Here is a 13,202-nt window from a genome sequence, read left to right as displayed (position 1 = left end):
ACCATGGCACGCCGCAAGACCCCCACGACCAGGGTCGACCCGTCCGCCTTCGACCGCGCGGGCGCCCAGGTCTTCGACAACTCGCTCACCACCGAGATCGAGGACTCGTACCTCGAGTACGCGTACTCGGTGATCCACTCCCGGGCCCTGCCCGACGCGCGCGACGGCCTCAAGCCGGTGCACCGCCGGATCCTGTTCTCGATGAACGAGCAGGGCTACCGCCCGACCAGCTCGTACGTGAAGTCCTCCCGCGTGGTCGGCGACTGCTTCGTGCGCGGCGCGCTCGTCTCCACGCCGGAGGGCCTGCGGCCGATCGAGGAGATCGAGATCGGCGACCTCGTCCTGGACGGGCGCGGCGAGCCGGTCGCGGTCGACGAGGTGTACGAGAACCCGGTCTCCGAACTGGTGCGCGTCACCTGGTCGGACGGCCACTCGATGCTCGTGACGCCCGGCCAGCGGTTCCACACCGGCGACGGCTGGACCGACGCCGACTGGACCGCCGCCCGCGACCTCGTCGGCGCCCGCACCACCGGCTTCGGCTCCGAACGGCACGCGAACCTGCTCGCCGACGGCGACGCGTCCGGTTTCGTGCTCGGCCTGGTGGCCGCGTCCGGTGACGTGCTCGCCGACCGGCGCGTGCGGCTGGAGTCGACCGACGTCCACGCCGTCGACATCGCGCACGGCTGGGCCATCGCGCACGACGTGACCGCGTCCCGGGAGAAGGACGGCGACCGGCTCACCCTCACCTTCGCCCGGCACGCCGGGCTCGAAGCGGCGGCGACCGGCCGGCTGGACGCCGTGCTGCGCGACCGGTCGTCCTGGACGCCGTTCCTCGCGGGCCTGTTCCTCGCGTCCGGCCACGTCCGCGACGGCCGCGACATCGTCCTGCCCGGCGGCGACGCCGAGCACGCCGTGCTGGCCGACGCGGGCCTGCGCGCCCGCCGTGCCGCGACGACCCTGACGATCACCGGCCGCGACGCCGCCGCGCTCGCCGTGGCGCTGCTGCGCTGGACGGGCGTCGGCCCGCGCCAGGACGGCCTGGTCCAGGTGATCCGCAACGCCCGCCACGCCGCCGACGAGCACTTCCCGCACGTCGTGTCGGTCGAGCCGGCCGCGCCGGACACCACCTACGACATCCAGGTGTCGAGCCCCGAGCACGCGTTCGCGGTCAGCGGCCTCGTCGTGCACAACTGCATGGGCAAGTACCACCCCCACGGCGACACCGCGATCTACGACGCGATGGTCCGCCTGGCCCAGGACTTCTCGCTGAACACCCCGCTGGTCGACGGGCACGGCAACTTCGGAAGCCCGGACGACGGCCCGGCTGCCTCGCGTTACACGGAAGCACGCATGTCGCCGGCGGCGATGTTGCTGGTCGGGGAGCTGGACGAGGAGACGGTCGACTTCCGGCCCAACTACGACGGCTCGTTGCAGGAGCCGTCGGTGCTGCCCGCGGCGTTCCCGAACCTGCTCGTCAACGGCACGTCGGGGATCGCGGTCGGGATGGCGACGAACATGATCCCGCACAACCTGGGCGAGGTCGTGGCGGCGGCGCGGCACCTGGTGACGCACCCGGACGCGACGCTGGACAAGCTGATGGAGTTCATCCCGGGCCCGGACCTGCCCACCGGCGGCGTGCTGCTCGGGCTGGACGAGGTGCGCAAGGCCTACGAGACCGGGCGCGGCGTGGTGCGGATGCGGGCCAAGGTCGAGACCGGGTTGCTGGAGGGCAGCCGGGGCAGGCAGGCGATCACGGTCACCGAGCTGCCCTACGGCGTCGGCCCGGAGAAGATCATCGAGAAGATCACCGACGAGGTGACGAAGTCCAAGCGGCTGACCGGGATCTCCGACGTCAAGGACCTGACCGACCGCGAGAACGGCACGCGCGTCGTGATCGAGTGCAAGGTCGGGGTGAACCCGCAGGCGTTGCTGGCGGACCTGTACCGGCTCACGCCGATGGAGCAGTCGTTCGGCATCAACAACCTGGTGCTGGTGGAGGGCCAGCCGCGGACGTTGGGCCTCAAGGCGCTGCTGGAGGTGTTCCTCAAGCACCGCTACGAGGTGGTCACGCGGCGCACCCGGTTCCGGCGGCGCAAGCGCGAGGACCGGCTGCACCTGGTCGAGGGCCTGCTCAAGGCGCTGCTGGACATCGACAAGGTGATCAAGCTCATCCGGGGCAGCGAGAACGCCGCCGCCGCGAAGGAGGGCTTGATGGCGAAGTTCAAGCTCTCCGAGATCCAGGCGACGTACATCCTGGACACGCCGCTGCGCCGGTTGACCCGCTACGACTCGTTGGAGTTGGAGGCGGAGCAGGAGAAGCTGCGCAACGAGATCGCCGAGCTGAGCAAGATCCTGGACGACCCGGCCGTGCTGAAGAAGGTCGTGTCGGCGGAGCTGGCGAAGGTGGCCAAGGACCTCCAGCAGGAGCGCCGGACCGTGCTGCTCGACGGTGACCTGAAGGAGGTGCTGGCGGCGTCGAAGCCCGCCGGTCCGCTGGAGGTCGCGGACGACCCGTGCCAGGTGATCCTGTCGGCGACGGGGCTGGTGGCGCGGACGGCGGCGGAGTCGGAGGAGTCGTCGGAGGCGCGTCGGCGCAACGGGCGGACCAAGCACGACGCGGTGGCGGCGACCGTGCACACGACGGCGCGCGGCCAGGTGCTGGTGGTGACGAACCGGGGCCGGGCGTTCAAGACCGACGTGCTGCCGTTGCCGGTGTTGCCGGAGCAGAGCGGCACGGTGTCGTTGAGCGGTGGCATGGCGGCCGGTGAGCTGGTGGGGCTGGAGGCCGGTGAGAAGGTCGTCGGCATCGCGCCGCTGACCGACACCGGGTCGCCGGGGCTGGCGCTGGGCACGCGGTCGGGCACGGTGAAGGTGTGCGCGCCGGAGTGGCCGGTGCGGTCGGACGAGTTCGAGGTGATCACCCTCAAGGAGGGTGACGAGGTGGTCGGCGCGACGTGGCTGGCCAGTGCGGACGAGACGCTGGTGTTCGTGACGTCGGAGGCGTCGCTGTTGCGGTACCCCGCGTCGTTGGTCCGCCCGCAGGGCCTGCGCGGCGGTGGCATGGCGGGCATCAACGTGGGGTCGGACTCGCGGGTGGTGTTCTTCGGCGCGGTGCGCACGGACGACGACGAGCACGGTGAGCCGATGGTGGTCACGTCGACCGGGCAGAGCGTGAAGGTGACGCCGTTCGCCGCGTACCCGGCGAAGGGCCGGGCGACGGGCGGTGTGCGGGCGCACCGGTTCCTGAAGGGCGAGACGGCCCTGGCCTTGGCCTGGGTGGGGCCGCGGCCGGCGGGTGCGGCGCGGAACGGGTCGCCGGTGGAGTTGCCCGTGCCGGACGAGCGCCGTGACGGTTCGGGGCACGCGCACCCGGGTCCGGACGTGGTCGGTCACCTGATCGAGCGCGACTGAGCGAGCGCGCAGACCCGCGGTGAGCACCAGTGTGGTGCGATCACCGCGGGTCGGGAGGTGACGCCGGGACGGTGGACCGCCCGGCGTCACCGTCCGAGGTTCCGGATCGCGTCGGCCCTGCCACGTCGCTCACCGACATCGACCCGCTCGACCGTCGCGTAGGCCCGGAGCACCTGCGCCCGGTCCGAGCTCCTGGTCCCCTTCACCGCGATTGCCAGCATCCACGCGCGGGCCGCCGACCTGGCGGCGACCCCGAGCACCCGCACGAACGCGATGGCGACGAAAGCCCACGCCGCTCCGGTCTCGGCGAACCCCGTCAACTGCTCGACCACTGTGCTCTCCCTCTGTCCGTCGATCTCTCCGGGTCGACGTTGCGCCACCGGTCGGCTTCCCGGGAGGGTGGGAAGATTGCCGGAATCCCGCAACGCCGACCCGCGGAGGAAACCGGTGGCAGACGAGCTCTTACGTGCCAGGGCCGAGTACGCACGGAGGGTGCGGGAACTCGTCAGAGCGCTTCCGGACACGCAGGTCGCGTTCGCGAAGGCGGTCCACACCTCGCCGTCGAACCTCGCGCACGTGCTGAAGGGCGAGCGCTTCCCGTCGGACGAGCTGGCCGCCGACATCGCGGCACGGTTCCCGCACGATGCCGCCGAACTCCACCGGCTCCACGCCCTGGGGCGCGGTGCCGAAGCCGGCGACGTGCCGGCCGTCGTCGTGGACCTGCTGCGCGCCATCCGGGCGGTGGGGGAGGAGTTGCCGTACTTCCTGCCCACCCACCAGCGGTTGTCGCTGTCCGGCGTGTACGTGCAGCAGAACGTCAACTCGCCGAAGGAGACCAGGTGGGCGCGTGAGGAGCTGGCCGAGGAGCTGGGGTGGCTGGAGGCCATCCGACCTGTCTCCACGCTCGCTCAGCCGTTCGTCGACGTGTTCGACCAGTACGAGCACCTGGTGGTGGAGGGCGGCGCCGGGCTGGGCAAGTCGACGCTGCTCCGGCAGCTCGCGGTGGACCGGATCGACGCGTTGTCAGCGGCGGCACCGCTGGAAGGCGGGCGCCTGATCCCGCTGCTGTTGCCGGCCAGGGTCCTGGCGACCCACGTCCACCTGGACTGGCCCGAGGCGTTGAGCGCAGCCCTGCGCGACGAGTACCGGGGGTTCTCCGACCGGGAGCTGCCGTCATCGTTGTTCGTCCAGGGCATCAGGGGACACCGCTGGCTGGTGCTGGTCGACGCGTTGGACGAGGTCCCGGACCCGGCGGACCGCGATGCGCTGATCAAGGCAGTGTCCCGTCGGATGGGCGTCGACGGACCGCTGCGGTTCGTGATCACCACCCGACCGCTGGAGGCGCGGGAGACGGCCCGGCTGGCCGGTGCGGGGTTCTTCGAGCTCCAAGCCTTCGACCGGGCGGCGCTCGAGCGCTTCGCCCACCGGTGGTTCGACCCGGACGGGACGCGGACCGGGGCGGTCGTCGCCGAGACCTTCCTCGCGCGAGTCGCCGCCGCCGGGCTGACCGACGTCTTGGAGGTGCCGCTGTTCGCCGCCATCGCCGCGCACATGCACCAGTCGGACCCGGACAGCCCGCTGCCGACCAGCCGTTTCGCCCTGTACGAGGGCTACTTCAGGACCTTCGCCGAGGCCAGGCAGGAGCAGTACGCGGCGGCGTTGAGCGCGTTGGGCGACGACGTCGACCTCGTGCAGCGGATCGGGGACCACTTCACCTCGCTGCTCGAGCGCCTGGCCACGTCGTACACGACCTCCGACGAGCTGCTGGTGGAGGTGGCCAAGCGGTACCTGACCGAGCACGATCTCCTGCCGGCGCGCCGCCCGGTGGCGTGGGACGACCTGCTCGGGACCTGGCTGTGCCAGAGCGGCGTCCTGGTCCGCAGCGGCCGGCGGCTGCGATTCCTGCACCAGACGTTCGCCGAGCACCTGGCTGCCAACGCCAGGGCCACGGAGCTGCCGGTGACGTTCGTCGCCGAGGCCGAGGTCTGGGACGCGCTGATCCGGGGACTGGTCCTCGACGTGGAGGCGGACAAGCGGGTGGTCCTCCACTACCTCCACTTGGGTGGTGATGGCGACGCGTTGCTGAAGTGCCTCCAGGAGAGGTCGTCCGATCACCGCGATCGCGCGGGCGAGCTGATCGCGGAAGGGATCTCGTGTGCTGACGAGCGACTGGTCGCCTACTTGGACCACCTCGAGGCCCAGGTGCTCGGTCAGCGCTACTACGTCGTGTCCGAACGAGTCCGCGGTCTCGTCGGCTTGGTCGTCCGGCCACCGGTCAGGGCGTGGCTGCTGCGGTTGATGGGCTCGGAGCAGGTGAACAGCGAGGTCAAGACCGTTTTGGTCGACGTGCTGCGGGAAAGCTCGTCGGGTGTGGTGCGGGAGGGCGTGGACCACCTCGTCGACCAGATCACCGCGGGCGAGTCACCCGACCGACGGCTGAGGGCCGCGGTGGTGCTCGCGCGTTTCGACGGGCAAGCGCGTGAGATCGCGTTGGAGACGCTCCGCAGTTTGGCCGACCTTGCTGTGGACGTCGACACCCGCGTCGACGCCGCGCTGGCTCTGGCCAAGACCGGCGGAGCGGGCCGCGAACAGGCGGCTGACGTGCTGGTGTCGGTGATCGGAGACGTCACGTCTACGTCGTACGGCCGCACTTCGGCTGCCGAGCACCTGGTCAAACTCGGAGGACAGCATCACGAGCGGGCTGTGACGTTGCTGCGCGAACTGGTGTACGACACCGGTCAGGCTCTCGAGTTCCGGATGAGAGCGGCTCGTGTGCTGGCCGGAGCGAGCCGGTTCGACCGCGCTGCCGCGACGCACCTGCTGGTCCGCTTCGCGGAGAACCCGTTGGTTGACGACGCGGAGCGCATCAGGTCGATACGCCGGGTAGCCGAACTCGATTCGAGTCGCCGCGACTGGGCTGCGCGCGCACTGACCGCAGCCGCCCGGGATCCGCTGCACTCGGGGCGGGACCGCAGGCAGGCCGCGAGCGACCTGGCCGCGCTGGGCCGGAACCACCGGCAGGAGGCGGCAGATGCTTTGACGGAAGTGGCCGCAGATCCGCTCCAACGCGGACATGATCGAATCGATGCCATTCAGAAGCTCGTCAAGCTCGGACGGGCCTACAGGTCTCGCGCTCTCGCTGCCTTGGTGACGGTCGCCGAGGATCGCACCGTGGACGACCACGCTCGTGTCTGGGCCATTGTCGAGTTGGCCGGTTTCGGGGCCGAGGCGTTCCCAGCGGTGGTCGAGACTGCTCGGACGTGCCTGACCGAGTGGTCGAACGGCGGCTACGGGTGGATGCAGGTCGCCCGTCTGCTGGCCAACTTGGGGGCGGGGCTCCGCCAGGAGGTCCTGCGCCTGTGCGACTTGCACCTTGGAGACTTTGCAGCACCTCCGCTCTTGAGACTGCGGGCAGGACTGCTCGCGGGGGACATCGACGTCTCCAGGACAGCTCTCGCTAGCGCCTTCCTCATCACTGTCACGCAGTCGGTCCGACTGCGTGCGGAAGACTCGGCTCTCATGGCGGACGCGCGCCGTGCGCTGGGCGGTCGAACTCAGCACGACCGACTGGCGGTCAGTGCTTGCACCGACCCTCGGGGTGATCAGCACGACAGAGTGCAAGCCGCATTGGCACTCCTCGCCCTCCCCGCTCACCGTGAACTGGGCGTGGCAGCGTTGCGTCATCTGCTCACCGACCCTGGTTGGGGTGTGGCGCACCGGTGGTCGGCACTGGACGATGTAGATGGTCTCCGTTCGAAATGGCTCGACACCAGCGCCATCATGGCGCGGTGCTTCGCTGCACCTGAACTCGATTCCGTCGATGAGTTCGACTGGTACTTCGTCAGCAGTGGGTTCGACTTGTCCGCTCTGTCCCAAACCCAGGTGCGTGGCGCACTGGAGACACTGCGCTGGTGGCTCGCGGGTCCTTTGCACCGACGGGAATGGCAGACCGTTTTGTTGAAGACCGCTGCGTCAGCAGGCCCGACTGAGGAAGAACGCGCCACGGGAGTGCTCCGCGCCCTGGCAGCGGATGGAACTGTGCCGGCGGAGCAACGCCTGAAAGTGATCATCACGCTGCTGGCGAAGGGCGTCGCGGCACAGGAGTGGTGCCAAGACCTGGTGCGGGACACCGACACGGTGCTGTTGCACCGCGTCCGCGCGGTGAGGCTGCTGATGACTGAGACCGCCATCTCCGAGGACGACGCGATCGACCTCCTGGTGAAGTTGGCGGACGAAACGCCGCCGGACACCGAGGCGGAGATCACTGGTGCGTCGGCGCTGGTCCTGGCAGGTGGTGAGCACCGCCGCCGTGCGCTGTCGACACTGGTGCGGATCGCCGCCGACCCGGCGGTGCACCCGCATTACCGGTATGCGGCGGCGGAGCGCCTGACCGAGATCGGCCGTGAACGCCGCGAGGGCATTGCCAACGCACTACACGCGTTGGTGTCGGATTCCTCAGGAGAGCCGAAGATCCTGCTCGAGGCTTGTGCACTGCTCGCACGGTTCGGTGGCGACCACCTTCACCACGCCGTCGAAGTGGCCTCCGGTCTGGCACTCGACAGCTCCACGCCACCGGACCGGCGCATGGCCGCCGTGGACGCACTGGCCGCGTGGGGCGTCGCGGCGCTGAACCCGCGGGTCGAGGCGCTGCGGTCCGTGGCCACAGACTCGTCGGCCGACCCGTTCTTCCGCAACCAGGCAGCGAACCACCTGGAGAGGTTGGGCCTCGAACCGCGTCGCCACGCGATCGCGGCGTGGCGGAAAGTAGCGGAGGACCAGCGGGTCGACGGCTGGAACCGGCTGTGGGCCGCGACGGCGCTGGACCGCCAGGACGCCGAGTTTCGTCCGACCGCCGCCGCGGTGTTCGCGGAGTTGGCAGCCGCCGGGGGAGTGCCCGCGCTGCGCGCGCGGGTGGAGTTGACCCGGCTCGACCCGCCGCAGGCGTGGGCGGCCGCGGCCGACTTCGAGGAGATCGCGTCCGACACGGCGTCGAGTGGCCACCTTGGCCTGGAGGCGGTCGAGGCGCTGCTCGACGTCAACCCGTTCGACCTGCGGTCGGCGCGGCGGGCGGTGCGGAGGATCGCCGAGGACCGGGCCCTGACCGTGTGGGAACGACGGCTCGCCGCGATGCGGTTGGCCACTTTCGACCTCGAAGGTCGGACGGTGGCGGTCGAGGTGCTGCTCGCGGTGGTGAACGATCATGACGTCCCGGTGTGGGAGCGCGCCGAGGCGGGCTTGCGCGTCGTGCGGTTCGAACCGGACCTCCACGACGACGTGGTGGGGCAGGTGCGTGGTTGGGCGGAGGACGGCTCGGTGGCACCCGTCGAGCGGCTCGCCGCGGTGCGGTGCCTGTTCCGGATGTCCCGGCTGAGCTACCCGGCCGCCAACTCGGTGCTGGAGGCGTTGGCGGCCGACCCGGCCGTCGAGCCTGAGGCACGCCTGCGCGCCGCCGGGCTCATGGTCGTGAAGGGCCGTGCCCGTGCGGAGGGGATTCCGCTGCTCAAGGGAATGGGCGGAGCCGACGGGCCGGGCTTCGTGCGGGTCCGGGCCTGGGAGTCGCTCGCGCAGTTCGACGACCGCTACCTGCACGAAGCCCGCGCGGTGGCGGTGGAGGTGGCGCAACACCCGGACGGGGACGCGGTGGCGGTTCGGGCGGCCTGTCGTTTCCTGCTGGCGCAGGCCGGTGACCTCCGCGCTGCGGCCGTCACCGCGCTGGGTGTCGAGGCGAAGAGGACCGGGCTGGACGCCGACCTGGCGAGAGGTCTGCTCGCCGCGCACGGGTACGCGGACCGCGCGGAGGCCGGAGAGGCGCTGCGTCGCAGGGCGCGGGCGGTGGACGACCGCGCACGGGTCGAGGTCGCGAACGTGCTGCGGGAACTCGACCCCCGTCACCGCCGGGACGCGGTGGGCATCCTGCAGGACATCATGACAGGAAAGGGCGACGCCGTGCTCCGGCTGATGGCCGCCGACGTGCTGGACGAGATCGCGGATGCGGTCGAGGTGGTGAACGACCTCCGCCCGATCGAACCGGAAATGTGGTGAGAGGCCGACCACGCGGGTCGCAGTGCTGGGGCGGCTCACCTCACCTGCCCAGGAACACCGGGCCGTAGCGCTCCAGGTTGGCGTTGGGGTGCAGGATCGCGTGCAGGTTCAGGGCGTGCGCGTCGCGCTGGACGCGGTGCAGCGCCGGGCTGTCACCCCGCAGCACGTCGACCGCGTCCCGGGCCCGTAAGCACGCCTCGCCGAGGTCGCGGCGCACGCCGGCGCGGTCCTCCGGCGTCCACTCCTCGCCGCCGGCGGCCTTGAGGTCGACCACGGCGGCGGCGCGGCGGGAGTGGAACTCCGCCTCGTCGGCCAGCACCGTCGCCTCCCGCAGCCCCGATCCCCGCGCCGCGTCCACGGCCGCACGGGCCAGGCCGGCCGCGGGCGCGCTCACCGTGGCGCAGGCCGTGGGCGTGAACGGCGCGCGGAACATCGGCGCGGCGGCGTGGGGGTGGGCCCGCAGCACCGGTTCGAGGGGCAGCACCCGTTCGGCGGGCACGAACACGTCCTTCGCCACCGTGGTCACGCTGCCGGTCGCGCGCAGCCCGGTGGTGTGCCAGTCGTCCACGACCGACAGGTCGACGAGCGGGATCGCCAACGCCACCGGCGTCCGGTCGGGCAGCAGCACCGCGGCGTTGGTGGTCCAGTGGCTCTGCGGCGCGCCGGTGGTGAACGCCCACCGCCCGTTGACCAGCACGCCGCCGCCGACCGGCTCGGCCGTCGCGGTGGGACTGAGGATGCCGGTCACCCGCACGTCCGGTTTGGCGAACACCTCGCACCGCACGTCGTCGGGGAACCGGCCGACCACCCACGTCGAGAGGGCCCACACCGCCGCCGTCCACGCCGCCGAGCCGTCACCGCGCGCCAGCTCCGCGACCACCCCGACCACCGTGGCCAGGTCCGCCTCGTGGCCGCCGTGCTCGGCGGGCACCCGCAACCGCAGCACGCCCGCGTCGGCCATCGCCTCCAACGACGCCTCGTGCAGCATCCGGTTCTCGTCGCCCCACTCGGCGTGGGCGCGCAGGACCGGGACGATCTCCGCGGCACGCCGCACCAGCTCGTCCTGCCCGGTGCCGTACGCCCCAGTGCGGTGCACCACCGTGCCGTGCCTCCCCCATAGGTGACCCGTGGCACACACCTTGGCGTGCTCCGCGCCACCAGACAACACCGGAATAGCCGGCGACCCGGTACGGTTGTGCGAGTTAGTTGAAAGCGCAACTACCGGATCGAGGAGTGGCCATGCAGTTCGGTGTCTTCACCGTCGGCGACGTGACGCCCGACCCCACCACGGGGCGGACGCCGACCGAGGCCGAGCGCATCAAGGCCATGGTCGCCATCGCGCTCAAGGCCGAAGAGGTCGGCCTGGACGTCTTCGCGACCGGCGAGCACCACAACCCGCCGTTCGTCCCGTCGTCGCCGACGACCATGCTCGGCTACGTCGCGGCGCGCACCGAGCGGTTGATCCTGTCCACCGCGACCACGCTGATCACCACCAACGACCCGGTGAAGATCGCCGAGGACTACGCGATGCTGCAGCACCTGGCCGACGGCCGGGTCGACCTGATCATGGGTCGCGGCAACACCGGCCCGGTGTACCCCTGGTTCGGCAAGGACATCCGCGACGGCATCGACCTGGCCATCGAGAACTACGCCCTGCTGCGCAAGCTGTGGCGCGAGGACGTCGTGGACTGGGAGGGCAAGCACCGCACGCCGCTGCAGTCGTTCACCTCGACCCCGCGCCCGCTCGACGACGTGCCGCCGTTCGTCTGGCACGGCTCGATCCGCAGCCCGCAGATCGCCGAGCAGGCCGCGTACTACGGCGACGGCTTCTTCGCCAACCACATCTTCTGGCCCAAGGAGCACTTCCAGCGGCTGATCACCTTCTACCGCGAGCGCTTCGAGCACTACGGCCACGGCGCCGCGCACCAGGCGATCGTCGGTCTCGGCGGCCAGGTGTTCATGCGCCGCAACTCGCAGGACGCCGTCCGCGAGTTCCGGCCGTACTTCGACAACGCCCCGGTGTACGGGCACGGCCCGTCGCTGGAGGAGTTCACCGAGCAGACCCCGCTGACCGTCGGCAGCCCGCAGGAGGTCATCGACAAGACGTTGACCTTCCGCGAGCACTTCGGCGACTACCAGCGCCAGCTGTTCCTGATGGACCACGCCGGCCTGCCGTTGAAGACGGTGCTGGAGCAGCTCGACCTCCTCGGCGAGATCGTGCCGACGCTGCGCCGCGAGTTCGCGGTCGGCCGCCCGGCCGACGTGCCCGACGCGCCCACCCACGCCTCGCTGCTCAAGACCGCCACCTCGGAGGCGAACGCCCGATGACGACGCTGACGGTCGTGGAGGCCGGGCTCGGGACGCCGTCGTCCACCCAACTGCTGGCGACCCGGCTGGCCGAGGCCACGCAACGGCTCGTGCCCGACCTGGAGGTGCGCACCGTGCACCTGCGGGACGTGGCGCGCGACATCGCGGACAACCTCGTCACCGGGTTCCCCGGCGCACGGCTGCGGGACGTGGTGGAGTCGGTGGTCGGCGCGGACGCGGTGATCGCCGTGACGCCGACGTTCAACGCGTCCTACAGCGGGCTGTTCAAGTCCTTCGTGGACGTGCTGGAGCCGGAGTCGCTGGCGGGCAAGCCGGTGCTGATCGCCGCGACCGGCGGCACGGAGCGGCACTCGCTGGTGCTCGACCACGCGTTGCGACCGCTGTTCGCCTACCTGCGGGCGGTCGTGGTGCCGACCGGCGTGTACGCCGCGTCGTCCGACTGGGGCGCCGACGGGCTGCCCGGCCGCGTCGACCGGGCCGCGGGGGAGCTGGCCGACCTGCTCGTCGGCCGGGCGCCCGCGAAGCCCGCCGGCACCGGGTTCGTGCCGTTCGACCAGCTGCTCGCCGGACGCTGAGCGGCCACGCGAGCGAGGCGGAAATGGACCTGACCACTGGTCCGGGTGCCGCATAGGGTTCGGCCCATGTCCGCCTCGCTGCACCTCGCGGTGCGCAACGCCGCCGTCCTGGCGACCGCCCTCGCCCGCACCCGCGGGCACGTCCTGATCAGCCGCGACGCGTTCCTCGCGATGAGCGGCCCGACCCTGCTGCGGGTGCTCGCGGTGCGGCCGGACCTCGACCCGGACGACTTCGCCGAGCTGGAGCTGCTGATCAAGCGGGCCGGGACGCGGGTCGTGGTCGAGGACTCGTTCGGCGGGATCGACGGCGCGGCGCTCGGCCTGATCCCGCGGCACCTGCCGGTGATGGTCCGGCCGCCCGCGCCCGCGCCGCCGCCCGCCCTGGAGGTCCGGCGCGTGCGTACGGCCGCCGAGTGGGCCGTCGCCGAGCAGGTCGTGGTCGACGGCTTCCCGCTGCCGGGCTTCCCGACCGGCAACGCGCTGCCCCTGGCGCTGAAGGACCGGGAGGGGTTCGGGCTGCACGCGGCGTGGCGTGACGGCGTCGTGGCCGGGGCGTGCCTGACCGCCGAGGCGGACGACGTGGTCGGCGTGTACTGGGTGACGACCCTGCCCCGGCACCGCTCGCGCGGCGTCGGCCGGGCTCTGCTGAACTCGGTGGTCAACGAGTACCCGACGCGACCGATGGCCCTCAGCGCGACCAAGCAGGGCCTGCCGCTGTACGAGTCGCTGGGCTTCTCCGTCGTCACGCAGGCCACGTGGTGGTCGAACACGGGCTGGTCGTGACCCCCGGACCCGCCGCGACGCCGCCGAATTCACCCGGTCCGCCGCCGCCCGGAGCAGTTACCT

General features: G+C 71.5%; 7 protein-coding genes. 5 read left to right on the top strand and 2 right to left on the bottom strand.

Annotated features, from left to right (window positions below; translation table 11 throughout):
• Positions 1 to 3: 3 nt before the first annotated feature.
• Positions 4 to 3,411, top strand: coding sequence for a DNA topoisomerase (ATP-hydrolyzing) (locus tag AB0I91_RS25090; RefSeq protein ID WP_499639109.1), 3,408 nt, complete (start codon positions 4 to 6; stop codon positions 3,409 to 3,411).
• A gap of 86 nt (positions 3,412 to 3,497) precedes the next feature.
• Here AB0I91_RS25090 and AB0I91_RS25085 read toward each other — a convergent pair whose 3' ends face one another.
• Entirely contained in the window at positions 3,498 to 3,743 is a 246-nt protein-coding gene (locus AB0I91_RS25085) for a hypothetical protein (protein ID WP_499639108.1), read from the bottom strand.
• Positions 3,744 to 3,858: 115 nt separating this feature from the next.
• Between AB0I91_RS25085 and AB0I91_RS25080 the strand changes: the two genes are divergently transcribed.
• The gene (locus AB0I91_RS25080; RefSeq protein ID WP_499639107.1) at positions 3,859 to 9,453 is read left to right on the top strand and encodes an NACHT domain-containing protein; all 5,595 of its coding nucleotides are present in this window, start codon (positions 3,859 to 3,861) and stop codon (positions 9,451 to 9,453) included.
• Between the two features lie 40 nt (positions 9,454 to 9,493).
• Here AB0I91_RS25080 and AB0I91_RS25075 read toward each other — a convergent pair whose 3' ends face one another.
• A complete protein-coding gene (locus AB0I91_RS25075) occupies positions 9,494 to 10,552 on the bottom strand; it encodes an acyl-CoA dehydrogenase family protein (protein ID WP_499639106.1) in 1,059 nt (352 codons plus the stop codon).
• A 140-nt stretch (positions 10,553 to 10,692) separates the two neighbouring features.
• Between AB0I91_RS25075 and AB0I91_RS25070 the strand changes: the two genes are divergently transcribed.
• The 3 genes from AB0I91_RS25070 (at position 10,693) to AB0I91_RS25060 (ending at position 13,139) form a co-directional block, all read left to right on the top strand.
• Positions 10,693 to 11,781: an LLM class flavin-dependent oxidoreductase gene (locus AB0I91_RS25070; protein WP_498780160.1), complete on the top strand. Its 1,089-nt coding sequence runs from the start codon at positions 10,693 to 10,695 to the stop codon at positions 11,779 to 11,781.
• A complete protein-coding gene (locus tag AB0I91_RS25065; RefSeq protein WP_498780159.1) occupies positions 11,778 to 12,356 on the top strand; it encodes an FMN reductase in 579 nt (192 codons plus the stop codon). The genes AB0I91_RS25070 and AB0I91_RS25065 overlap by 4 nt, the downstream gene beginning before the upstream one ends.
• A 66-nt stretch (positions 12,357 to 12,422) precedes the next feature.
• Entirely contained in the window at positions 12,423 to 13,139 is a 717-nt protein-coding gene (locus AB0I91_RS25060; protein WP_498780158.1) for a GNAT family N-acetyltransferase, read from the top strand.
• The last annotated feature ends 63 nt before the right edge of the window (positions 13,140 to 13,202 follow it).

Source organism: Actinosynnema sp. NPDC049800 (assembly GCF_040656635.1).
Taxonomy (GTDB): Bacteria; Actinomycetota; Actinomycetes; order Mycobacteriales; family Pseudonocardiaceae; genus Actinosynnema.
The sequence above is the reverse complement of the archived record's forward strand: the minus strand, read 5'-3'. Positions and strand labels throughout refer to the sequence as shown.